Here is a 23,188-nt window from a genome sequence, read left to right as displayed (position 1 = left end):
CGTCCCGGCCCTCGACCTGCGCCGATACGCTGACGGCGCCGGTGTCCGCCGTCCCGGCCGGGAGGTACCGATGACAGTCACCGTCGCCGCCATGGACGACTCGCACGCCGACGCCGTGCTGGAGATCTACCGCCTCGGCATCGACGAGGGCAACGCCACGTTCGAGACCGCGCCGCCGGACTGGGCGCGCTTCACCGCCACCCGCCTGCCCGGCCACCGCTGGGTGGCGCTCGACGAGGCCGGCGACGTGCTCGGCTGGGTGGCCTGCTCGGCGGTCTCCGACCGATGCGTCTACGCCGGTGTGGTGGAGCACTCCGTCTACGTGCACCCGCGGGGGCGCGGGCGCGGGGTCGGTCGGGCACTGCTGGACGCGCTGATCGCCTCCACCGAGGCGGCCGGGATTTGGACCATCCAGTCCGGCGTGTTCCCGGAGAACACCGCCAGCCTCGCGCTGCACGCGACGTGCGGCTTCCGCGTCGTCGGCACCCGCGAGCGGGTGGGCCGCCACCACGGCACCTGGCGAGACGTGACCTTGATCGAACGCCGCAGTCCCGCCGTCACCTGATCCGCCCCCGCCCCTGCCCCTGCCCGCGCCCGATGATCAAGGAGTTGGTGTCCGGTCGGGCCGGTCGGCGTGACCCGAACTCCTTGATCGCCGGCGGTTGGGGTCCCCTGTGGCACTTGACGCCCAACCTCCGGGGTGCCATGGTTAGTTACATGAGTAATGAACCAAAGAACCGGGATGGATGACGGCCGGCCGATCTTCGTCCAGATCGCGGAGCTGATCGAAAACTCGATCATCGACGGGACGTACGCGGAGGAGACCCAGGTGCCGTCCACCAACGAACTGGCGGCGTTCCACCGGATCAACCCGGCGACCGCCGCCAAGGGGATCAACCGCCTGGTCGATGACGGGCTTCTCTACAAGCGCAGGGGGATCGGAATGTTCGTGGCAACGGGGGCCGTCGAAACACTCCGGGAACGCCGCCGGCGCGAGTTCTCCGACCAGTACGTGCGGCCCCTCATCGAGGAGGCACGCAAGTTGGGCATCGGCACCGAGGAGCTGAAGAAGCTCATCGAGACAGGGGAGGAACAGCGATGAGCGTCGTGGCGGCAGCCGGCCTCACGAAGCGGTTCGGCGACGTGACCGCTCTCGACGACATCACCTTCACGCTGACCGGAAACAAGATCTACGGCCTGCTCGGCCGCAACGGCGCCGGCAAGACGACGCTGATGCAGCTGATCACCGGCCAGAACAGCAGCACCAGCGGCGACCTCACACTCTTCGGCGAGCGCCCGTACGAGAACGAGCAGGCGCTGGCGCAGGTGGCCTTCATCAAGGAGAGCCAGACGTACCCGGCCGCCTACCAGGTCCGGCACGTCCTGAGCCTGGCCAAGCGGCTGTTCCCCAACTGGGACGAGGACTTCGCACAGTCCCTCGTGGACGACTTCGACCTGCCGCGCAAGCGCAACGTGCGCAAGCTGTCCCGCGGCATGCTGTCCGCGCTGGGCGTGACGATCGGCCTGGCCGCACGCGCGCCGCTGACCTTCTTCGACGAGCCGTACCTCGGCCTCGACGCGGTCGCCCGGCAGCTCTTCTACGACCGGCTGCTCGCCGACTACGCCGAGAATCCACGCACTGTCGTGCTCTCCACCCACCTCATCGACGAGGTGGCCGACCTGATCGAGCACGTGCTGCTGCTCGACCGCGGCAAGCTGCTGCTCGACGCGCCCAGCGACGAGCTGCGCGGCGAGGTGATGGAGGCGTCCGGCCCGGCCGCGGTGGTGGACGAGTTCGCCGCCGCGTACCGGGTGCTGCACCGCGAGCAGCTCGGCGGCGCGGTCCGCGCGTCGCTGCGCGGGTCGTTCGACAACGCCGAACGGATGCGCGCCAAGAAGCTCGGCATCGACCTGGCGCCGGTGTCGCTCCAGCAGGCAGTGGTGCGCCTGACGACGGAAAGGACGAAGACCCGATGACCCGCATCCTCGACGTCGCCCGGATGCACACCATCGCCTGGATCGGCCAGCTGGCCTGGCCGTGGGGCATCATGGCCATCTCGCTCGGCGTCAACCTGCTGATCTTCGCCTCGATCGACGAGGCGGCGCCGGGCAAGAACACCACAGGCGGTCTGGCCAGCCTCTACATCGTCTGCTCGATCGTCGCCGCCGCCTCGATCAGCCAGGTGTTCCCGTTCGCCCTCGGCATGGGCGTCACCCGGCGCACCTTCTACCTCGCCACGGTGCTCGTCAACGTGGTGCAGTCGGTCGTCTACGGCGTCCTGCTCTACCTGCTCAACCTGATCGAGGGCGCCACCGGCGGCTTCGGGATTCAGCTCCGGTTCTTCCGGATCCCGTACATCGACGTCGACAACGGGCTGCTGCAGATCGCCGTCTACGCGGTGCCGTTCCTGTTCCTGAACTTCCTCGCCGTCTTCGTCGCCGTCTGGTACGTCCGGTTCGGCATGAACGGCCTGCTCGGGGCCGGCGCGGCCCTGATCCTGGTGACCGGCCTGCTCGTCGCGTTGATCACCTGGCAGGGCTGGTTCGGTGACATCTGGCAGTGGCTGAGCAGCCAGCACCAGGTCAGCCTGCTGGTGGGGTGGCCCGCCCTGATCGCCGCGGTCGCCGCGCTCGGAGGCATGGCGGCCATCCGCCGGGCGAACGCCTGACGACAGGCACGGGTGGCGGTCGCCGGTCCGCGATGCGGGCCGACGGCCGCCACAGCCATGTTCCGGCGGCCGACAACTTCGTCCGGTCGCATCGACAGTCGTTGTCGGACCCGCTCGCTAGCATTGCCGCGATCGCCGACGAGAGGGGTGCGCCGTGGACCAGAGCGACCTCAGGACGTTCGTGGACAGGGACCTGCAAGGCGCGCGCTTCACCAGGTCGACGCTGGCCGGCGCGGTGATGCGCGGCGTCGACGTGCGCGGGCTCGACATCGACGCGCCGTGGCTCACCGACGGCGCGCTGCTGGTCAACGGTGTCGACGTCGTGCCGCTCGTCGAGGCCGAACTCAACCGGCGGTTCCCCGGGCGCGAGCTGAGGCATGCCGAGGATCCCGATGGCCTGCGCGCGGCCTGGGCGGCGCTCGAACGAGCCTGGGCGGCCGCGGTCGACCGGGTCGTGTCCATGCCCGACGGCGCCGCCGACATCTCGATCGACGGTGAGTGGTCGTTCGCGCAGACCCTGCGCCACCTCGCGTTCGCCACCGACGCCTGGCTCGGCAAGGCGATCCTGCGCCTGCCGCAGCCCTTCCATCCGCTCGGGCAGCCACACGCCGAGTACGAGACGGACGGACTCGACATGTCGATCTTCTCCGCGGCGCGGCCGAGTCTCGCCCAGGTGCTCGATCTGCGGTCCGAGCGGCAGGCCATGGTGCGGGAGTTCCTCACGGGCGTCACTCCGGCGCTGCTCGCCGAGCCTCGACCGTCAGCGTGGTCACCCGAACACGAGGCACCGGTCCTGCACTGCCTCCACGTCATCTTCGACGAGGAGTGGGAGCACCTCCGCTTCGCACTGCGCGACCTCGACGCGCAGGAGTGACGCCGCGTCTCCATGTGGAGGGGGCGGTCAGTGCCTGGCCTCGTACCTGGTGAGGAGCACGCCGCCCGGGAACGTCCGGGTCTCCCGCAGGGCCAGGTTCACCCAGTTGTCCAGGGCCGTGAAGAACGGCATACCGCGACCGATCAAGACCGGATGAGTGACGAGCACGTACTCGTCGATCAACCCGGCCCGCATGGCCGCCGCGGCAATGGTGGCGCCACTGATGTCCATCGGACCACCGTCCTCGGCCTTGAGCCGGCTGATCTCGGTGACCGCGTCGCCGGTGACCAGGCGGGTGTTCCAGTCGACCGGCCTAATCGTCGAGGAGAACACCACCTTCGGCATGTCCCGCCAGCGACGGGCGAACTCGGCGTGCGCCGCTGTGACGCCCGGCTGTTGATCGGCGGTCGGCCAGTGAAAGCTCATCGCCTCCCACAGTCGTCGCCCGTAGAGCGCCGTGCCGGTCGCCGCCACCCGGTCGGACCACCACTGGAACCACTCGTCGCTCGGCGTACTCCAGCCGAGGTCGTCACCGGGCGCGGCGACGTAGCCGTCCAGGCTCACGTTCATGGCGAAGGTCAGTTTGCGCATCGTGCCAGCCTTCCGTGGGTCGGTACTCGTCGTACAGACCAGCACGGCGCCGGGAAGACATCGGTCAGGCCACGCCGAGGGCCGACCCGCCAGGATTCAGACGTCGAAGCGGAACCAAGGACGCCACGGGTCGCCAGCAGCGGGAACAGGACTCACGGCCTGCTGGCAGGGCGTTGCGGGCGGTCAGCGCTGGTCGCCGCCTGACGGCATTGCACACGTCGAGCCGGGAATCACCGGGGCCGGCGGCAGGTTCTCGACTACCAGCTCTGCGGCTTCTTCCGCCGTTGCGGCCAAGCCGATGATCCGCTCATAACCGGCGGAAATGACCTGGTAGGGAGGGCCGCCGCAGGCGATGAGGGGCAGATCGTGGGCAGGGGTATCGGGCCAGCTCCAAGCGGTCCTGAAGAACTTGATCGTCCCGTGCGTTGCCATGGGGAAGAGGGCGCGCAACGTGGGGTGCTCATAGGCTGCCCGGAAGACCGGATCATCCACCCACCAGCCCTGCGTGTCCTCCATGAGCGCGCGCCAAACGTCGTCCGCCGATGTCGCCGGTTCCATCGGAGCATCCTTGCACGAGCAGCCAACTGCTCGATGATCCTGCTGATGCAGCGCTCAGTCCAGAATCAAATCAGACGTTGAAGCGGAACTCCACCACGTCGCCGTCCTGCATGACGTACTCCTTGCCCTCGATCCGGACCTTGCCGGCGGCCTTCGCCGCCGCCATCGATCCGGCCTCGACCAGGTCGTTGTAGGAGACCACCTCGGCCTTGATGAAGCCGCGCTGGAAGTCGCTGTGGATCACCCCGGCGGCCTCCGGCGCGGTCGCGCCGACCGGGACGGTCCAGGCCCGCGCCTCCTTGGGGCCGGCGGTCAGGTACGTCTGGAGCCCGAGCGTCCGGAAGCCCACCCGGACGAGCTGGTTCAGGCCGGGCTCGGACTGCCCGATCGACTCCAGCAGCTCGCGGGCCTCGTCCTCGGGCAGGTCGACCAGCTCGGACTCGATCTTGGCGTCCATGAAGATCGCCTCGGCGGGGGCGACCAGGCCGCGCAGCTCGTCGAGGAACTCCTCGTTGCCCAGCTCGGCCTCGTCGACGTTGAAGACGTAGAGGAACGGCTTGGTGGTGAGCAGGTGCAGCTCACGCAGGTGCTCCAGCTCGACCTTCGCGGCGGCGGCGCCCGCGTACAGGGTCACGCCGTTGTCGAGGACCTCGACCGCCTTCTTGGCGGCCTCGACGGCGGCGGCCCGGTCCTTGCGGAGCTTGGCCTCCTTCTCCAGCCGGGGCAGCGCCTTCTCCAGCGTCTGGATGTCGGCCAGGATCAGCTCGGTGTTGATCGTCTCGATGTCGTCGGCCGGGGAGACCTTGCCGTCGACGTGCACCACGTTCGGGTCGGAGAAGGCGCGCACCACCTGGCAGATCGCCGAGGCGTCGCGGATGTTGGCGAGGAACGCGTTGCCCCGCCCCTGCCCCTTGGAGGCGCCCCGGACCAGGCCGGCGATGTCGACGAACGAGACCGGCGCCGGCAGCACCTTCTGCGAGGAGAAGATCTCGGCCAGCTTGGCCAGCCGCTCGTCGGGCAGCCCGACCACGCCGACGTTCGGCTCGATGGTGGCGAACGGGTAGTTCGCGGCGAGCACGTCGTTCTTGGTCAGCGCGTTGAACAGGGTGCTCTTGCCCACGTTGGGCAGGCCGACGATGCCGATGGTGAGACTCACGACGAACCAGCTTACGCGCCTCGCCGCCACCGCCGGGCAGGCAGGTACGCGAAGCCGGTCACCGCGGCGCGGCGGACAGCAGGCGCGGCTCGATCCGGGTCTCCCGGGCGGTGCCGTCCTCGGCGCGGACCAGCTCGTACGCGGCCACGCCGGGTCGGTCGGCCACCGCCTCGGCCAGTCGGGTGCCCCGGTAGATCAGCCCCACGCCGTCGTCGGTGCAGTGGCTCGCGGGCAGCGTGCCGTCGGCGACCAGCCGGTGCATCAGCGGGCGGCGCTGCTCCTCGCTGTCGTAGTGCACGCCGTTGCCGTACGGGAGCCAGCCCAGCCCTTCGGTGAAGGGCCGCAGCGTCGGGCCGTAGCTGTCGGTGGCGCCGCCGGTGTGCCAGCAGATCGAGCCGGCGGAGACCCCGCCGAGCACCACGCCGGCCTGCCAGCACTCGTGCAGGATCTCCGGCAGGCCGTGCACCCGCCAGACCGCGCAGAGGTTCGCCACGCTGCCGCCGCCGACCCAGATGATGTCCTGCGCGAGCAGGTGGGCGCGGATGTCCTCGACGTTGGGCATCGGGTAGAGCGCCAGGTGGGAGGCGCGGAACCGGGTGCCGGCGAAGGCGCCGTAGAAGACGGTGAAGCCGGTCGGCTGGTCGCCGGTGGCCTGGCCGAGGTAGCAGACGCGCGGCGCGTCACCGGCCCCGGCCAGGTCGGCCATCAGGTCGAACAGGGCGCTGGGCCGGGCGTCCCACGGGCCGCGGCGACGGCCGGCGAAACCCATGCTGGTGGCGACGATCGTCGGTTCGGTGGCGGGCACGATTGTCCTCCCGGGCGGTGACGGTGCCGATCATTGTGCCGGATCCGCGGGCCCGGCCTCGGCCGCCGCGAGCAACGCGCGCAGCAGATCGGCCAGCCGGTCCTGGTCGGCTGGGGGCAGCGCGTCGAGGATCCGCCGCTGCACCGCGAGGCCGGCCTCGGCCGACTCCTCGACCACCCGCCGGCCGGTGTCGGTGAGGGTGACCCGCAGCGCCCGCCGGTCGGCCGGGTCCGGCGAGCGCCGTACCAGGCCCGCCCGTTCGAGGCGGTCGAGCCGCCCGGTCATGCCGCCGGAGGTGAGCATCAGGGAGGCGGCGAGCGCCTTCGGCGCCAGCGTGTACGGCGAACCGGAGCGCCGCAGCGCGGCGAGCACGTCGAACTCGCCCCGGCCGATGCCCCAGCCCGCGTACACCTTCTCCTGGCTGTCGCCGACCAGCCGGGCCAGCCGGTAGATGCGGCCGAACACGGCCATCGGCTCGGGCCGCATGCCGGGCCGCTCCCGCCGCCACTGTTCGACGATCGCGTCCACCTCGTCGCCTGTCACGGCTGCCGATTGTGCCGCACGTCCCACTTCCCCTTTTGGCTCGGGCCTGATTAGCTTAGCGCTAAGATACTTAGGGCTGAGAAAGAGGCCGACATGAACCCCCGCTGGACCGACGTCGCGCTCACCGCCGCCGCACCGATCACCTGGGGCACCACGTACCTGGTCACCGCCGAACTCCTGCCCCCGGACCGGCCGCTCTGGGCCGGGGCGATCCGCGCCCTGCCGGCCGGCCTGCTGCTGCTCGCCCTGACCCGCAGGCGACCACACGGCCTCTGGTGGGGGCGCGCCGCCGTGCTCGGCGCGCTCAACATCGGGGTGTTCTTCCCGCTGCTGTTCCTCGCCGCGTACCGCCTACCCGGCGGCACCGCCGCCGTTCTCGGCGCCGCGCAGCCGCTGCTGGTGGCGGTGCTGACCGTCGCGCTGCTCCGCGACCGCCCCACCCGGCCGGCGCTGGCCGCCGCCGTGGCCGCCCCGCTCGGCGTCGCCCTCGTGGTGCTGCGCCCGGGCGCCGGCCTCGACCCGCTCGGCGTCGCCGCCGGACTGGCCGGGGCCGTGGCGATGGCCGCCGGGCTGGTGCTCACCCGCCGCTGGGGCCGGCCGCCCGGCGTGGGCGTCCTGGCCGCGACGAGCTGGCAGCTCGTCGCCGGGGGCCTGATGATCGTGCCGGTCGCCGCCGCCGTCGAGGCCGCGCCACCAGTGCCCGACGGGCCGGCCCTTCTCGGGTACGCGTGGCTCGGGCTGGCCGGCACCGCCCTGGCGTACGTGCTGTGGTTCCGGGGCGCGGCACGACTGCCTGTCTCCCGCGTGTCGGTGCTCGGCGCGCTGAGCCCGCTCACCGCCGCGGCGCTCGGCTGGGTGATGCTCGGTGAGGCGCTGGACCCGGTCCAGCTCACCGGTTTCGCGGTGGCGGTGGGGGCGATGGTGCTGGCCCAGATGCCGGACCGGACAGCGATCCCACCCGGCGCTCAGCCGGCCCGCAGCCGGCGCCAGTCGTCCGGCCACGCCTCGGCGGCGACGCCCTCGGGCAGCGCACCGGCCGGTAGTTGCGCCGCTGCCGCGAGCGGAAGCGTGAACCGGTGCGCGGCGGCGGGCCCGGCCGCGTACGACCGGTCGAGCAACCACCGCACCTCGTCGGCGGTCCAGCCGAGGCCGGACCGGGCGGCGATCTCGCGGACCAGTCGCAGGCCGACCCGGGTGTCGTCGTCGTAGAAGCGCATGCACCAGTGGTGGGCCCACATGCCGAGCGCGCGCAGCCCGTCGGGGTCGAGGGAGCCGGCCAGCCGGCCGCAAGCGGTGTCCGCGAAGGGGCGACCGGGGTCACCGGCCCGGTCACGCTCGATCGCGCCGTAGGCGGCCGGCGCCACCACCCGCATCCGCTCGTAGAAGCCCTCCACCACCGCGGCGTCAAGCGGTGCTCGCCCCGATCGCATCAGCGGACACCCCGCCCGGCCACGCTCGCCATGCCCCGCACCTTTTCTTGAGTTGGTGGCGGGACGGTACCGACCACTTACGACACTTTCTCGGGTCCGCCGTCCATGATCCACGCCACCTCGGCGAGGTGGCGGCATCCCGGGACCGCTGACACCGCCACTTCCCCGAGCTGGCGCGACTGCCGCACGTCATGTCCGAATCCCGCCAGCCGAGCGTCGGAGCTGCAGGGCAGGATCGTGGCATGGAACTGGACTTCGAGCGGTGCTACCGAGCCGTCGACAGCCGCGACCCGCGGTTCGACGGCTGGTTCTACACCGGCGTGACGTCGACCGGGATCTACTGCCGGCCGTCCTGTCCGGCGATGACCCCGAAACGGCGCAACGTCCGGTTCTTTCCGTCCGCGGCCGCCGCGCAGGGGGCCGGGCTCCGGGCGTGCCGCCGGTGCCGGCCGGACGCGGCGCCCGGCTCGCCCCAGTGGGACGTCCGAGCCGACCTGGTCGGCCGCGCCATGCGGCTGATCGCCGACGGCGTGGTCGACCGCGACGGGGTGCCCGGGCTGGCCACCCGGCTGGGCTACACCGAGCGGCACCTGCACCGGATGCTCCGGGCCGAGCTGGGCGCCGGCCCGCTGGCGCTGGCCCGCGCCCAGCGCGCGCAGACCGCCCGGATCCTGATCGAGACCACCGGTCTCGGCCTCGCCGAGGTGGCCTTCGCCGCCGGGTTCGGCAGCGTCCGGCAGTTCAACGACACGGTTCGCGAGGTCTACGGCGGCACCCCGTCCGAGCTGCGGGTCGGGCGCCGCAGCCCGGCCGCGACCACCGGGGCGGGCACGCTCTCGCTGCGGCTGGCATACCGGCCCCCGCTGCACGCGGGCGCGCTGCTGGACTTCCTCGCGCTGCGCGCGCTGCCCGACGTCGAGGTGGTCCGCGACGGCACCTACCACCGCGGGCTGCGCCTGCCGCACGGTCCCGCCACGGTGGCGCTGACCCCTGCCGACGGCCACGTGGCCGCCACGCTGCGGCTGGCCGACATGCGTGACCTGGCCCCCGCGGTGGCCCGCTGCCGCCGCCTGCTCGACCTGGACGCCGACCCGGTCGCGGTGGACGCCACCCTGGCCGACGACCCCGCGCTGGCCCCGGCCGTCGCGGCCGAGCCGGGCGTCCGGCTCCCGCACGCGGTCGACGGGTTCGAGCTGGCCGTCCGTGCCGTCGCCACCCAGCAGGTCTCGCTGACCTCGGCACGGACCACGCTCACCCGCCTGCTGGCCGCCACCCGATCCACCGGGGGTGCGGGCACCGACGATCCGGCGGACGGCCTGGTGGCGTTCCCCGGCCCGGCGCAGGTGCTCGCGGCGCCGGACGCGGCGTTCCGGATGCCGGCGGCACGCCGGGAGACGATCCGGGCGCTGGCCCGCGCCGTCGCCGACGGCGAACTCGACCTGGAACCCGGGGGCGACCGGGAGGAGGCGGTCCGGCGACTGGCCGCGCTGCCCGGCATCGGCCCGTGGACCACCGGCTACCTGGCCATGCGCGCACTCGGCGACCCCGATGTCGCCCTCACCACCGACCTGGGCGTACGCCGCGGCGCAGCCGCGCTCGGCCTGTCCGACGACCCGAAGACCCTGACCGCGTACGCCGACCGCTGGCGTCCCTGGCGGTCGTACGCGACGATCCGACTCTGGAGAGCAGCATGAACACTGTGGACAGCACTGTCATCGACACTCCCGCCGGCCCGTTGAGCGTGCTCGCCGGCCCGGCCGGCGCGGTACGCGCGGCGGGCTTCACCGCCGAACCGGCGGCCCTGCTGCCGCTGATCCACCCGAGACTGCGCGGCGAACTGCGGGAACGGGCCGACCTCGGCCCGGTGACCGACGCCGTCCGGGCCTACCTGGACGGTGACCTGGCCGCCATCGACGCGATCGCGGTCGAGCAGCACACCGGCGGGCCCTTCCTGACGCACGCCTGGCAGGTGCTGCGCGACGTCAAGCCCGGCGACCCGGTCACCTACACCGCGTTCGCCGCGCTGGCCGGGCGGCCGGCTGCGATCCGGGCCGCCGCGGCCGCCTGCGCGCGCAACGCCGCCGCGTTGTTCGTCCCCTGCCACCGGGTTCTGCGTACCGACGGCTCACTCGGCGGCTACCGCTGGGGGCTTGACGTGAAGAAGTGGCTTCTCGGGCATGAGGGACGGGTGACGGCTAGCTGACAGCGAGACTGTCACCCCCGGCGGCTACCGTCGGGTAGTGCCCGCGTCCAGCGACGGCAACCCCGCGGCGCATATCGACGCCCGGTCCCAGCCGCTGCGCAACCTCTGGCGGCTGCGGCCCTACCTGCGCCCGTACGCGACCGAGTTCGCCTGGCTGCTGGTCGCGGCACTCGCGGCCACCGCGGCAAGCCTGGCCGTTCCGCTCGTGGTGCAGCGGGTCGTCGACGGGCCGGTGGCCCGGCACGACGAGGCCGGGCTGCTGCGGCTCGGCACGCTGGCGCTGCTGCTCGGCCTGGCCGAGGCGGTCCTCATCTTCATCCGCCGCTGGACGCAGTCGTCGTCCTCGGTGGGCATGGAGGCCGCCATCCGGGCCGACATCTACGCCCACCTGCAACGGCTTCCGGCCAGCTTCCACGACCGCTGGCAGTCCGGCCAGTTGCTGTCCCGGATCACCAGCGACCTCTCGGTGATCCGGCGGTTCCTCTCCTTCGGGCTGCTGTTCCTGGTGCTCAACCTGGTCACCTACACGGCGGTGGTGGCGCTGCTGATCCGGCTGCACCAGTGGCTGGGGCTGCTGGTGGCGGCCAGCGCCGTACCGCTGTTCCTGATCAGCCGCCGCTTCGCCCGGCACTACCACGCGGCGTCGCGCCGCATGCAGGACCAGCAGGGCGACGTCGCCACGCTGGTCGAGGAGACGGCGCTGGGATTGCGCACCATGCGGGCGTACGGGCGCGGGCCGGAACTGGCGGCCCGGTTCGCCGTCGGTGCGCGCCGGCTGCACGACACCGGGATCGGCAAGGCTCGGCTGCTGGCGCGTACCTCCGCGCTGTTCGACCTGGTGCCGAACCTGACGCTCGGCGCGGTCCTGGTGGCCGGCGCCGCAGCGGTCGCCGACGGCGTGCTGTCCATCGGGGAGCTGGTCGCGTTCGTCAGCCTTCAGCTCATGCTGATCTGGCCGGTGCAGTCGCTGGGCTGGATCATCGCCAACGGCCAGGAGGCCGCGACCGCCGCCGACCGGATCCAGGAGGTCCTGGACACCCCGCCGACCATCGTGGACGCCCCGCACGCCCTGTCGCTCGACCGGGGCGAAGTACGCGGCCGGCTCCGCTTCGAGGGGGTCCGCTTCCGCTACCCCGGCACGTCCGGCCCGGTGCTGCGCGACCTGGACCTGACCGTCGAGCCGGGCGAGACGATGGCGCTGGTCGGCGTCACCGGCTGCGGCAAGAGCACGCTGCTGTCGCTGGTCCCCCGGCTGCACGAGGTGACCGGCGGCCGGATCATGCTCGACGGGCACGACGTACGTGACCTGCGGCTGGACTCGTTGCGCCGGCTGGTCGCCGTCGCGTTCGAGGAGCCGACGCTGTTCTCCATGTCGGTCTGGGAGAACCTGACCCTGGGCCGGCCGGACGCCAGCGAGGACGAGGTCCGGGCCGCGCTGACGCTGGCCCAGGCGGAATTCGCGTACGAGCTGCCGTGGGGCCTGGCAACCCGGGTCGGTGAGCAGGGGCTGTCGCTGTCCGGCGGGCAGCGGCAGCGCCTCGCGCTGGCGCGTGCGGTGCTCGGCCGGCCCGCGGTCCTGGTGCTCGACGACCCGCTCTCCGCGCTCGACGTGCACACCGAAGCGCTCGTCGAGGCGGCCCTGCGCCGGGTGCTGCGGGAGACCGCCACCACGACCCTGCTGGTGGCGCACCGACCCTCGACGGTGGCGCTGGCGGACCGGGTGGCGTTGCTCGACGGCGGCCGGATCGTCGCCGTCGGCGCCCACTCGGAGCTGCTGGCCCGGGTACCCGCCTACCGGGCGGTGCTGTCCGCCGAGCCGGAGCGACGGAGCGACGGCGTCGGCCTGGTGCGCTCGTGACCGGCCGCGCGCCGCGAGTGCCCCGGCCCCGCGACGCGCCGAACGGCTCCGGAACGACCGGCGCACGCGGTGGCAGCGGTGACGACCTGTCCCGGTGGCGGGGGCGGGCCACCGATCCGGACGCGGACCGCAGCCGGGCCGAGGACTCGTCCCCGGAGGCGGTGGCCCGGCTGCGCGCCCGCAGCCGGCTGCTGCTGCGGCTGCTGCTCCGCCCGCACCGGCGTGCGCTGGGGCTGGCGGTGGTGTTGCTGCTGGCGCAGAACGCCGCCGCGATGTCCGGGCCGTACCTGGTCATGCTCGGCATCGACAGGGGCATCGGTCCGCTGCGGGCCGGCAACCCCGGCCCGCTGATCGCCGTCGCCGCCGCGTTCGTGGTCGCCACCGCTGTCGAGTACGCGGCCCGGCGCGCGTTCCTCACCCTCGCCGCCCGGATCGGCCAGGCCGTCCTGCTGGACCTGCGCCGCCGGGTGTACGGGCACTTCCTGCGCCTCGACGTCGGGTTCCACGAGCGCTACACGTCGGGGCGGATGGTGTCCCGGCTGACCAGCGACCTCGAGTCGATCGGCGAGCTGGTCGACGGCGGCATCGACAAGCTGGTGATGGCCGGGCTGTCGGTGCTGTCCGTGGCGGGCATCCTGCTCTGGCTGGACCTGCCGCTGGCGGCGGTGACACTGCTCGCGTTCCCGTTCCTGTTCGTGCTGTCCCGCTGGTTCGCCCGCGCGTCGGCCGGGGCGTACCGGCGCACCCGGGAGGCGGTGGCGCTGGTCATCGTGCACTTCGTCGAGTCGCTGCGCGGGATCCGGGCCGTGCAGGCGTACCGGCGGGAGGACCGCAACGACCGCATCTTCGGCGCGGTGAACGACGACTACCGGCGCTCCAGCCTGCGCGCGTTCCGGCTGATCGCGATCTACTCGCCGGGCATCCGGCTGATCGGCAACCTGACCGCGGCGGTGGTGCTCGGGTACGGCGGCTGGCGGGTGCTGGGCGGCGGCGTCGAGGTGGGCGTGCTCGCCGCGTTCCTGCTCTACCTGCGCCGGTTCTTCGAGCCGATGGAGGAGCTGAGCCAGTTCTACAACTCGCTGCAGTCGGCGACCGCCGCGCTGGAGAAACTGGCCGGCGTGCTGGACGAGCACCCGGCGGTGCCCGAACCGGCCCGGCCGCTGCCGCTGCCCGGCGGGCCACCGCGCGGTGCGATCGTCTTCCGCGACGTCGACTTCGGCTACCGCCGCCGGACGCCGATCCTGTCCGGCCTCGACCTGACCGTGCCGCCGGGGCAGACAGTGGCGCTGATCGGTCCGACCGGCGCCGGGAAGTCCACAGTCGCGAAGCTCGTCGCCCGCTTCCACGACCCGGACGCGGGTGCGGTCCGGCTGGACGGGGTGGATCTGCGCGACCTGGCCGATGCCGAGCTGCGCCGGGCGGTGGTGCTGGTGACCCAGGAGACCCACCTGTTCAGCGGTTCCGTGGCCGACAACATCAGGTTCGGCCGCCCGGACGCCGACGACGAAGCGGTGATCGCCGCCGCGCGGGCCATCGGCGCGCACGACTTCATCGCCGCGCTCCCCGACGGGTACGCCACCGACGTGCACCGTCGCGGCGGCCGGCTCTCCGCCGGGCAGCGTCAGCTCGTCGCGTTCGCCCGGGCGTTCCTCGCCGACCCCCGGGTGCTGATCCTGGACGAGGCGACCTCGGCGCTCGACGTGCCGACCGAACGCCTGGTGCAGCGGGCCCTGAACAGCGTGCTGCGCGACCGCACCGCACTCGTCATCGCCCACCGGCTCTCCACAGTCGAGACGGCCGACCGGGTCCTGGTGCTCGACGACGGACGGATCGTGGAGGACGGCCCGCCGGCCGAGCTGATCGCCGCCGGCGGCCGCTACGCCGCCCTGCACCGGCAGTGGCGCGACTCCCTCCTCTAGCTCTCCCGCGAGGACGCGCGGGGTGGGGAAAGTCGTGGAGCGGCGCAGCCGGGCTGCCTACCATCGGCTGATGACCGACACGACGAGGAGCGCCCGCGGCGGCGTCCCCGAGCGTCCGAGCCTGGACGGCCTCGAGGAGACCTGGGCCCGCCGCTGGCAGGAGAACGGCACGTACGCGTTCGACCGCACGAAGGAGCGGTCGGACGTATACGCGATCGACACTCCCCCGCCGACCGTGTCGGGCGAGCTGCACATGGGGCACGTCTTCTCGTACACGCACACGGACACGGTGGCCCGGTTCCAGCGGATGCGCGGACGCACGGTCTTCTACCCGATGGGCTGGGACGACAACGGGCTGCCCACCGAACGCCGGGTGCAGAACGTGTACGGCGTGCGTCCCGATCCGGCGCTGCCGTACGACGAGGACTGGCGCCCGCCGGCGGCGCCGGTGGACGACGCGGCCCGGAAGAACCCGACGGCGATCTCCCGGCGCAACTTCATCGAGCTGTGCGAACTGCTCACGGTGGAGGACGAGAAGGCGTTCGAGGCGCTGTGGCGGCGGCTCGGACTGTCCGTGGACTGGTCGCTGACGTACACCACGATCGGGTCGGCGGCCCGCGCGGCCAGCCAGCGCGCGTTCCTGCGCAACCTGGCCCGGGGTGAGGCGTACCAGGCGGAGGCGCCGACACTGTGGGACGTCGGGTACGGCACCGCCGTCGCGCAGGCGGAACTGGAGGACCGGGAGCGGCCGGGCGCGTACCACCGGCTGCGGTTCACCGGGCCGGACGGCCGCGAGGTGCTGATCGACACCACCCGGCCGGAGCTGCTGCCGGCCTGCGTGGCGCTGGTCTGCCACCCCGACGACGAGCGCTACGCGGACCTGGTCGGCGCCGCTGCGCGTACCCCGGTGTTCGGGGTCGAGGTGCCGGTGCGCGCGCACCCGCTGGCGGACCCGGCCAAGGGCACGGGCATCGCGATGGTCTGCACGTTCGGTGACCTCACCGACGTGACCTGGTGGCGTGAGCTGCGGCTGGACACCCGCGTGGTGATCGGCCGGGACGGGCGGCTGCTGCCGGAGCCGCCGGCCGGCGTGCCGGCCGAGCCCTACGCGGCGCTGGCCGGGCAGACGGTGAACGGCGCCCGGCGGACGCTGGTGGAGCTGCTGGCCGACGCGGGTGACCTCGTCGGCGAGCCGCGCCCGATCACCCACCCGGTGAAGTTCTACGAGCGCGGCGACCGGCCGCTGGAGATCGTCTCGACCCGGCAGTGGTACCTGCGCAACGGCGGCCGGGACGCCGGCCTGCGTGAGGAGCTGCTGGCCCGGGGGCGGGAGCTGCGCTGGGTGCCGGAGCACATGCGGCACCGCTACGAGCACTGGGTGGGCGGCCTCACCGGGGACTGGCTGGTCAGCCGGCAGCGGTTCTTCGGCGTGCCGGTGCCGGTGTGGTACCGGCTCGACGACACTGGCGAGCCGGACTGGACCCACCCTCTCACACCGGACGAGGCGTCGCTCCCGATCGACCCGACGAGCGAACCGCCACCCGGATACGAGGAGTCGCAGCGCGGCGTGCCGGGCGGTTTCACCGGCGACCCGGACGTGCTGGACACCTGGGCCACCTCGTCGCTGACCCCGCAGATCGTCGGCGGCTGGGAGACCGACCCGGACCTGTTCGGCCGGGTCTTCCCGATGGACCTGCGCCCGCAGGGGCACGACATCATCCGGACGTGGCTGTTCGCCACCGTGGCGCGGTCCCACCTGGAGCACGGCGCACTGCCGTGGCACACCGCTGTGCTCTCCGGCTGGATCCTCGACCCGGATCGCAAGAAGATGTCGAAGTCCAAGGGCAACGTGGTCACCCCGATGGCGCTGCTGGAGCGCAGCGGGTCCGACGCGGTCCGCTACTGGGCCGCCAACGGCAAGCCGGGCATGGACCTCGCCTTCGACCCGGCCCAGGTCAAGGTGGGCCGCCGGCTGGCCACCAAGCTGCTCAACGCGTCGCGGTTCGCGCTCGGGCTGGGCGCCGCCGACGCGCTGCGGGCCGCGGCGACCCAACCGCTGGACACCGCGATGCTCGCCGAACTGTCCGGCGTGGTCGCGACCGCGACCACCGCGTTCGACGGGTACGACCACACGGCCGCCCTGATGGCCACGGAGGCGTTCTTCTGGCGGTTCTGCGACGACTACATCGAGTTGGTGAAGGAACGCGCCTACGGCACCGGGCCGGCCGCCGACTCGGCCCGGGCGGCGCTGGCGACCGCGCTGTCGGTGCAGTTGCGCCTGTTCGCGCCGGTGCTGCCGTTCGTCACCGAGGAGGTCTGGTCGTGGTGGCGGTACGGGTCGGTGCACCGCGCGCCGTGGCCGACCACGTACGAGGTGGGCCGCGCGATGGAGGCGCCGGGTGACCCGGAGCTGCTGCGGCTGGCCGCGGACGCGCTGGGTCAGGTGCGCCGCGCCAAGTCGGAACGGAAGCTGTCGATGAAGGCGGAGGTGCCGCTGGCCGAGGCGCTCGGACCGGCAGCCGTGCTGGAGCAGCTCGGCACGGTCGCCGACGACCTGCGCGCGGCGGGCCGGATCGCGAAGCTGGACCTGCTACCCGACCGCACCACCGAACTGGTCGTCGCCTGCGCGTTCTGACCCCGTGCAAGGAAGGGCCCCTTGTTAACGCCTCGCGTTGTAGAAGGGGCCCTTCTTAACACCCCGAAAGGCCGGCGGCGGTGCGTGCCTCAGTCGGCCGCGCAGGCCGCCTTGAGCTTGTCCCGGGCGGTGGTCAGATCCGCCTTGCTCGGCGCCTTGCCCGGCGCCTTGGCCCAGGTGTCCGCGAGGTCGGTCATGGCGGTGGCGACCCCCTTCACCGCGGCGTTCACCTCGTCACTGCTGGTGAAGGCGTGCGTGTAGAGCGTGGCCGCGCCCGCCGAGTACTGGGCGCTGACCGCCGAGTGGCCGGCCGGCGGGCCTATCTTCTCCGCCTCGGCCACCTCCTTCAGGGCGGCCGTGATGTCCTTCTCCGCCGTCGCGCAGGTCTTCCGGGTGGCCTCGTCGAGGCCCACCGGGGCCGGCGTCACCGGCGGCACGGACGTGGCGGCCGGGGCGGAGGGCGCCGCCGACCCGGCCGAGGGCGTCTCCTCGTCGTCGCCGCAGCCGGACATGACGATCATCGCCACCGCGGCCGGAGCCAGCAGGGCGAGGCGAGCTGAACGCAAGGTGTTCTCCCCGTGTCGGTGTGCGTAGCCGCCGCAAACTAACAGACCGGACACGGCGGGGCAGAACCCGTTTTCCGGCGCTCGTACCGGAGAACGGGTTCCGCCCCGCAGTTCAGCTCGTCTCGCCGGCCACGCTGAACGAGCGCAGGCGGTCGATCGCCAGCACGGTGAACCCGACCGCCACCAGGGCGGTGAGCACCGCCGCCACCGGCACCGAGACGGTGGTGCCGAGCAGCGGCGTCGGCGCCATCCGGTCGGCCAGGGCGATCACCCACTGCTGGATCGACAGCACCCGGGTGCCGCCGACGAACCGGCCCAGCAGCCCTTCCCAGATCAGCACGTAGACCAGGCCGAGCAGCACCGGCCGCCGGGTCACCAGGCTCAGCGCCAGGAACAGCGCCGAGTACGCCAGCGCGCCCGCCGCCGAGGCGGCGACCAGAGCGAGTCCGAGGCGTACCGAATCGGCGAGCACGCCCGCGACGTAGATCGGGATGCCGACGGTGACCGCTGTGACGCCGGCCGCGACCGCCAGCTTCGGCAGCACGATCTGCCAGCGCGGCAGCGGCTTGGTGAGAATGTGCACGACGGTGCCGTCGTCGATCTCCGCGCCGAGCACGCCGGTGCCCACGATCAGCGCCACCACCGGCAGCACCACCGCGAGCCCGAGGCCGACGAGCACCGGCGGGCCCCACTCACCGGGGTCGACGCCGAGCGACCGGCACAGCACCGCCAGGCCGATCAGGACCAGCGGCAACGGCAGCAGCATGAGGAACCGGCTCCGGCCGAACAGGCCACGCGCGGTGATCCAGGTGACTGTCGACATCATGCCTCCACCAGATACGAGAAGACGCTCTCCAGCGACTCGTCCTCCGGCAGGAGCTGCCGGACCCGGATGCCGTGCCGGAGCGCGATCCGGGGCAGTGCCCGGGTGAACGCGCCGTAGTCGCCGGCCTTGACCGTCAGGCCGGTACGGTCCAGCTCGACGCCGGAGACCGACGCCTCGGCCATCAGCGCCACCGCCAGCGCCCGGTCGTCGGTGGAGCGGACCGCGAAGACGTGCGGCCGGTTGGTCATCAGGCGGCGGATGGTCCGGTAGTCGCCGGAAGCGGCGAGCCGGCCGGCCACCATCACCTGGACCGTGCCGGAGACCTGCTCGACCTCCTCCAGGATGTGCGAGCTGAACAGGATGGTCCGTCCCGCGTCGCCGAGGCGGTGCAGCAGCGCCATCATGTGCAGCCGCTGGCGCGGGTCCATCCCGTTGAACGGCTCGTCGAGCAGAAGCACCTGCGGATCGTGCACGAGCGCGGCGGCGACCCGGGTGCGCTGCCGCATGCCCTTGGAGTAGGTGCCGATCCGGCGGGTCTGCGCGTCTTCCATCTCGACCAGTTCGATCGCCCGCCGGGTGGCGGCCTCCGGGTCGGGCAGCCGGTGCAGCTTCGCGCTGGCGAGCACGAACTCGTACGCGCTGAGGAACGTGTGCACCGCCTCGCGCTCGCTGACCAGGCCGAGCCGCCGGTAGACGGCGGGGTTGCGCCAGGTCGGCTCGCCGTCCAGCGTCACGGTGCCGCGCGACGGGGACAGGAAGCCCGCCATCATGTGCAGCAGCGTGGTCTTGCCGGCGCCGTTGGGGCCGAGCAGGCCGGTCACGCCGGGACCGAGCCGCATGGTGACGTCGTTCACCGCCACCACGTTGCCGTACCAGCGGGAGACGCCCGCCAGGTCGAGCGTGCTCGTCGCGGCGGCGGGCGCGCCGGCCGTCGACTGGGTGCTGATCGCCGTCATCGGGCGGCCACCTTCCGGTATCGCAGGAGCAGCAGGCTGACGCAGGCGGCGACCAGCAGCACGGCGGCCACGGCGTAGACCGGTCCGAAGTCGCCGATCGGCATGCCGCCGCGTCCCTGGGTCAGCCGGTCGCCGAGCGCCCAGTTGCCCACGCCGCCGACGAGCGTCGGCGGGGAGGCCACGAAGGCCAGCTCGTTGATCGTCTGCGAGGGCAGGATGGACAGCACGCCGACCACCGGCGTGGTCATCAGGAAGACCGCCACGATGCCGCCGGCCGCGAACGCGCGCTTGCCGGTGAGCGAGGCGACCAGCAGGGCGATCGAGGCGAACACCACCGCCCAGAGCCCGGCGTAGAGCAGCCCGGGCAGCAGGTCGAGCAGTTCGTCCCACACCCCGCGTACGCCCCGGTTCGTGGTGAACGCGGCACCGAGGAACATCACCAGCTGCGGGCCGCCGAGCAGCAGCCAGAGCGCGGTGACGAGCGCCAGCAACTTGGACAGCGCGTAGTCGCCGCGCGGCAGCGGCCGGGAGAAGTACAGCGGCAGCACGCCGCTGCGCAGGTCGCGGGAGACCAGCTCGGGCGCGGCCACCGCGGCGAAGAAGATGACCAGCCAGCTCATCGCGTCCGCGAACTGGGCGTACGTCATCACCACCTCGCCGATCTGGCTGCGCACCGCTGTGACACCGGCGGCCACCACGGTGACCACGGAAACCACCAGCCACGGGAAGATCTTGGCCTTGGCGCTGCGGCCCAGCCCGAAGACGGTACGCACGCCGTGCAGGTAGAGCGCGCCGAAGACCTGCCGGCGGCCGAGCCGCGGGCCGGTGTAGCGCTGGTAGCCGATGTCGTGGATGACCCCGGTCGCGTCAGACATGGCTGGGCTCCCTCGCGGCGAAGAGTTCGGCCACCCGGTGCCGTCGCTGGTCCAGCCGGTGCAGCGGCAGGTCCAGCTCGGCGACCGCGCCGAGGATCTGGTCGTAGGTGGCGTCGTCGGCGAGCGGGACGAGCAACAGCCGCCCGTCGCGGGTCACCGGCAGGTCGAGCGCGGTGAGCCGGGCGGCCAGTTCCTCCGTGCCCTCGCTCACCTCGACGGCGAGCACGTCGGTGGCCGTGGTCATGGCGGACACCCGGTCGGCGCGCAGCAGCCGCCCGCCGTCGATGGCGACGAGCGTGTCGCAGATCCGCTCCACCTCGCCGAGCAGGTGCGAGCAGACCACCACCGAGATGCCGAACTCGGTGCCGATCCGGTGGATCAGCGCGAGCATGGCGTCCCGGCCGGCCGGGTCGAGGCCGTTCGTCGGCTCGTCGAGCAACAGCAGGTCGGGATCGTGTACGAGCGCCTGGGCGAGCTTGACCCGCTGCTTCATGCCGGTGGAGTAGCCACCGACGGCCCGGTGCCGCTCCTCGTGCAGACCGACGTGGCGCAACGCCTCGGAGGCCCGTTCCCGGGCGACGGTGCGCGGCAGCCCGCTGATCCGGCCCAGGTGGGTGACCAGCTCGGCGGCGGACAGGTCGGGCGGGAGGGCGTCGTGCTCGGGCATGTAGCCGACCCGGGCGCGGACCGCGGCCGGGTCGGTGGTGGGGTCGAGGCCGAGCACCTGTACCCGGCCGCTGGTCGGCGGGAGCAGACCCAGCAGGATCTTGATCAGAGTGGACTTGCCGGCGCCGTTCGCGCCCACCAGCCCGATGATCCCCGGCTCGACCGACACGGTGAGGTCGGCCAACGCGGTGACCCGGCCTCCGTACGTCTTGGTCAGCGACTCGGTCGCGAGCAGTGTCACGCCGTTCAGCGTAGAACTCGGACGCCTCGCCGGAGCCCGTCCTGACCCCTGCGATCCCCTGATCCTCGGCCGTTGCGGCCCCTAGGTGGCGTCCGGGCCTCCGGGCCTCCGGGCCTCCTGGGTGACGTGACGGGGTAGCGGGGCGGCGACCGCTCCGGGATGCTGCCACCGGGTGAGGCGACTCGACGGGGGGCGGCATGACCGACGATACGGACCGGCCGATGGTGAGCGTAGTGGTGCCCGCGTACAACTGCGGCGCGAACCTCGATCCGCTCGTCGCGTCGCTGCCGAAGCAGGGGCTGCCGCCCGGTTCGTACGAGGTGATCTTCGCCGACGACGGATCGACCGACGGCACCCCGCAGCGCCTGGACGAGCTGGCCGCCGCCGACCCGCACGTACGGGTGCTGCACCTGGAGCACTCGGGCTGGCCGTCGCATCCGCGCAACAGAGGGCTGGAGGAGGCGCGCGGCGAGTACATCTTCTTCGCCGACGACGACGACTGGTTCGGCGACGACGCGCTGGCCCGCCTGCACGCCTGCGCCCGCGATCACGACGCGGACATCGTCATCGGGCGGATGGTCGGGCACCGGCGGGGCGTACCGCGGGAGCTGTTCCGGGAGAACCGGTTCGGCGTCACGCTGGCGGACGCGCCACTGGCCGACAGCATGACCTGCCACGCGCTGTTCCGGCGGTCCTTCCTGGACCGGCACGGGCTGCGGTTCCCGGAGGGCCACCCGCGCCGCCTGGAGGACCACCGGCTGATGGCGGCGGCCTACCTGCTGGCCGGGCGCGTCTGCGTGCTGGCCGACCACCCCTGCTACCACCACGTCCGCCGGGCGGACGCGGGCAACGTCACCGCCACCCGGATGGACCCGGCCGAGTACTACGCGGCGCTGCGGGAGGCGCTGGACATCGTGGACGCGAACCGGTCGCCCGCCGCGACCCGCCTCCGCCTGCAGCGGCGCTGGCTGCGCAAGGAGATGCTGAGCCGGCTGCGCGGGCAGACCCTGCTGAGCGCGCCGGAGCAGTGGGCCGACCAGGTGGCCGGCGAGGTGGGCCGGCTCGTCGAGGAGCGCTTCCCGCCGGAGGCGGTCGCCGGGCTCCCGCCGATGTTCCAGGTGATCGCGCACCTCGCCGCGCAGGGCCGGGTGGCGGACCTGCGCCGGCTGGCGGAGTGGGAGGTGAGCGTCCGGCCGCACGCCGCCGTCGACAGCTGGCGGATCGACGGGCGGACGCTGACGGTCGCCGTCTCCGCCGGCCTGCGGGCGGGTGACGAGCCGCTGCGCTTCGACGACCAGGGGCTGCCGGTGCTCCCGGTGGCCGACGCGGTACCGGCCGGGGTCGTGATGCGGGCGGGCGGGGCGAGGACCGATGTCGTCGTCCGCCGGCGGGAGACCCGGGAGGAGTTCTTCCTGCCGGTGGCCGCCACCACCGAGCGGGCCGAGGCCGGCGAGGTACGCCACCGCAGCACCGCCACCGTCGACTTCGCGACACTGAACGGTGGCCGGACCCGGGGCACCTGGGAGGTCCGGGCCCGGGTCATCCAGGCCGGCTGGGCGCTGGACGCCCGCCTGCCGATCGTGGTGCGCTGCCCGGCCGACGGCGGCGTGCCCCGGGTGGAGGACCCGCGCCGGCTCCGGTCCCGGCTCCGTCGCGCGGTCCGGCGGATCCGGGACCGCGCGCTCGGCCGGTCGGCGCGCGCCGGCAGCCGTTCGCACGATCGGCCGGCCGCCGCTCGCCGTTAGGATTCGATGACCCCGGTTCGCCCTCGGCACCGTCGCCGGACACGCGATCACCGGGAGGCCGGGTGGCGCTCT

At 72.9% G+C, this 23,188-nt stretch carries 22 protein-coding genes and 1 pseudogene; 12 read left to right on the top strand and 11 right to left on the bottom strand.

What is annotated here, in order from left to right; all coding sequences use genetic code 11:
- Positions 1-70 precede the first annotated feature (70 nt).
- The 5 genes from O7607_RS16730 (at position 71) to O7607_RS16710 (ending at position 3,543) form a co-directional block, all read left to right on the top strand.
- Complete coding sequence (locus O7607_RS16730) at positions 71-565, top strand: GNAT family N-acetyltransferase (protein ID WP_269704126.1); 495 nt, start codon at positions 71-73, stop codon at positions 563-565.
- A gap of 177 nt (positions 566-742) precedes the next feature.
- The gene (locus tag O7607_RS16725; protein ID WP_128137275.1) at positions 743-1,102 is read left to right on the top strand and encodes a GntR family transcriptional regulator; all 360 of its coding nucleotides are present in this window, start codon (positions 743-745) and stop codon (positions 1,100-1,102) included.
- Positions 1,099-1,977: an ATP-binding cassette domain-containing protein gene (locus O7607_RS16720; protein ID WP_269704125.1), complete on the top strand. Its 879-nt coding sequence runs from the start codon at positions 1,099-1,101 to the stop codon at positions 1,975-1,977. Before O7607_RS16725 ends, O7607_RS16720 begins: the two co-directional genes overlap by 4 nt.
- Positions 1,974-2,669 carry an ABC transporter permease gene (locus O7607_RS16715; protein WP_269704123.1) on the top strand — a complete coding sequence of 232 codons (696 nt, stop codon included), beginning with the start codon at positions 1,974-1,976 and terminating at the stop codon, positions 2,667-2,669. The genes O7607_RS16720 and O7607_RS16715 overlap by 4 nt, the downstream gene beginning before the upstream one ends.
- A 154-nt stretch (positions 2,670-2,823) precedes the next feature.
- Complete coding sequence (locus O7607_RS16710) at positions 2,824-3,543, top strand: DinB family protein (RefSeq protein ID WP_269704122.1); 720 nt, start codon at positions 2,824-2,826, stop codon at positions 3,541-3,543.
- 27 nt (positions 3,544-3,570) lie between these two features.
- On the opposite strand, the gene O7607_RS16705 is transcribed toward O7607_RS16710, so the two are convergent.
- From O7607_RS16705 to O7607_RS16685, 5 genes are all read right to left on the bottom strand, one after another.
- The gene (locus O7607_RS16705; protein ID WP_269704121.1) at positions 3,571-4,134 is read right to left on the bottom strand and encodes a dihydrofolate reductase family protein; all 564 of its coding nucleotides are present in this window, start codon (positions 4,132-4,134) and stop codon (positions 3,571-3,573) included.
- A gap of 183 nt (positions 4,135-4,317) precedes the next feature.
- Positions 4,318-4,692, bottom strand: coding sequence for a DUF6193 family natural product biosynthesis protein (locus tag O7607_RS16700; RefSeq protein ID WP_269704120.1), 375 nt, complete (start codon positions 4,690-4,692; stop codon positions 4,318-4,320).
- 70 nt (positions 4,693-4,762) lie between these two features.
- The gene (gene ychF, locus O7607_RS16695) at positions 4,763-5,848 is read right to left on the bottom strand and encodes a redox-regulated ATPase YchF (protein ID WP_269704119.1); all 1,086 of its coding nucleotides are present in this window, start codon (positions 5,846-5,848) and stop codon (positions 4,763-4,765) included.
- A gap of 58 nt (positions 5,849-5,906) precedes the next feature.
- Positions 5,907-6,653, bottom strand: a complete 747-nt coding sequence (locus tag O7607_RS16690) for a peptidase E (RefSeq protein WP_269704118.1) — start codon at positions 6,651-6,653, stop codon at positions 5,907-5,909.
- Positions 6,654-6,683: 30 nt separating this feature from the next.
- Positions 6,684-7,196, bottom strand: coding sequence for a MarR family winged helix-turn-helix transcriptional regulator (locus O7607_RS16685; protein WP_269704117.1), 513 nt, complete (start codon positions 7,194-7,196; stop codon positions 6,684-6,686).
- A 93-nt stretch (positions 7,197-7,289) separates the two neighbouring features.
- Between O7607_RS16685 and O7607_RS16680 the strand changes: the two are divergent.
- A pseudogene (locus O7607_RS16680) lies at positions 7,290-8,111 on the top strand (EamA family transporter); the annotation flags it as partial.
- A gap of 50 nt (positions 8,112-8,161) precedes the next feature.
- Here the strand turns inward: O7607_RS16680 and O7607_RS16675 are convergent.
- Positions 8,162-8,626, bottom strand: a complete 465-nt coding sequence (locus O7607_RS16675; protein WP_269704116.1) for a hypothetical protein — start codon at positions 8,624-8,626, stop codon at positions 8,162-8,164.
- A 242-nt stretch (positions 8,627-8,868) separates the two neighbouring features.
- Between O7607_RS16675 and O7607_RS16670 the strand changes: the two genes are divergently transcribed.
- From O7607_RS16670 to valS, 5 genes are all read left to right on the top strand, one after another.
- Positions 8,869-10,320, top strand: coding sequence for an AlkA N-terminal domain-containing protein (locus O7607_RS16670; protein WP_269704115.1), 1,452 nt, complete (start codon positions 8,869-8,871; stop codon positions 10,318-10,320).
- Positions 10,317-10,829: a methylated-DNA--[protein]-cysteine S-methyltransferase gene (locus tag O7607_RS16665; protein WP_269704114.1), complete on the top strand. Its 513-nt coding sequence runs from the start codon at positions 10,317-10,319 to the stop codon at positions 10,827-10,829. The genes O7607_RS16670 and O7607_RS16665 overlap by 4 nt, the downstream gene beginning before the upstream one ends.
- A gap of 37 nt (positions 10,830-10,866) precedes the next feature.
- Positions 10,867-12,687: an ABC transporter ATP-binding protein gene (locus O7607_RS16660; protein ID WP_269704113.1), complete on the top strand. Its 1,821-nt coding sequence runs from the start codon at positions 10,867-10,869 to the stop codon at positions 12,685-12,687.
- A complete protein-coding gene (locus O7607_RS16655) occupies positions 12,684-14,606 on the top strand; it encodes an ABC transporter ATP-binding protein (RefSeq protein WP_442929487.1) in 1,923 nt (640 codons plus the stop codon). Before O7607_RS16660 ends, O7607_RS16655 begins: the two co-directional genes overlap by 4 nt.
- Positions 14,607-14,676: 70 nt before the next feature.
- A complete protein-coding gene (gene valS, locus O7607_RS16650) occupies positions 14,677-17,241 on the top strand; it encodes a valine--tRNA ligase (protein WP_269704112.1) in 2,565 nt (854 codons plus the stop codon).
- A gap of 89 nt (positions 17,242-17,330) precedes the next feature.
- On the opposite strand, the gene O7607_RS16645 is transcribed toward valS, so the two are convergent.
- The 5 genes from O7607_RS16645 to O7607_RS16625 form a co-directional block, all read right to left on the bottom strand.
- Positions 17,331-17,768: a hypothetical protein gene (locus O7607_RS16645; protein ID WP_332367330.1), complete on the bottom strand. Its 438-nt coding sequence runs from the start codon at positions 17,766-17,768 to the stop codon at positions 17,331-17,333.
- A 151-nt stretch (positions 17,769-17,919) separates the two neighbouring features.
- Positions 17,920-18,630 (bottom strand): ABC transporter permease subunit, encoded by a 711-nt coding sequence (locus O7607_RS16640; RefSeq protein ID WP_269704110.1) that lies wholly within the window; start codon positions 18,628-18,630, stop codon positions 17,920-17,922.
- Positions 18,630-19,589 carry an ABC transporter ATP-binding protein gene (locus tag O7607_RS16635; RefSeq protein ID WP_269704109.1) on the bottom strand — a complete coding sequence of 320 codons (960 nt, stop codon included), beginning with the start codon at positions 19,587-19,589 and terminating at the stop codon, positions 18,630-18,632. The genes O7607_RS16640 and O7607_RS16635 overlap by 1 nt, the downstream gene beginning before the upstream one ends.
- On the bottom strand, positions 19,586-20,464 hold the full coding sequence (locus tag O7607_RS16630) for an ABC transporter permease (protein WP_269704108.1): 879 nt from the start codon (positions 20,462-20,464) through the stop codon (positions 19,586-19,588). The genes O7607_RS16635 and O7607_RS16630 overlap by 4 nt, the downstream gene beginning before the upstream one ends.
- Positions 20,457-21,371, bottom strand: a complete 915-nt coding sequence (locus O7607_RS16625; protein ID WP_013288493.1) for an ABC transporter ATP-binding protein — start codon at positions 21,369-21,371, stop codon at positions 20,457-20,459. Before O7607_RS16625 ends, O7607_RS16630 begins: the two co-directional genes overlap by 8 nt.
- A 197-nt stretch (positions 21,372-21,568) precedes the next feature.
- On the opposite strand from O7607_RS16625, the gene O7607_RS16620 reads away from it, so the two are divergent.
- Positions 21,569-23,116 carry a glycosyltransferase family 2 protein gene (locus tag O7607_RS16620; RefSeq protein WP_269704107.1) on the top strand — a complete coding sequence of 516 codons (1,548 nt, stop codon included), beginning with the start codon at positions 21,569-21,571 and terminating at the stop codon, positions 23,114-23,116.
- The last annotated feature ends 72 nt before the right edge of the window (positions 23,117-23,188 follow it).

This window comes from Micromonospora sp. WMMA1949 (assembly GCF_027460145.1).
In the GTDB taxonomy this organism is placed as follows: Bacteria; Actinomycetota; Actinomycetes; order Mycobacteriales; family Micromonosporaceae; genus Micromonospora.
This window is presented reverse-complemented; position numbering and strand designations above follow the sequence as displayed.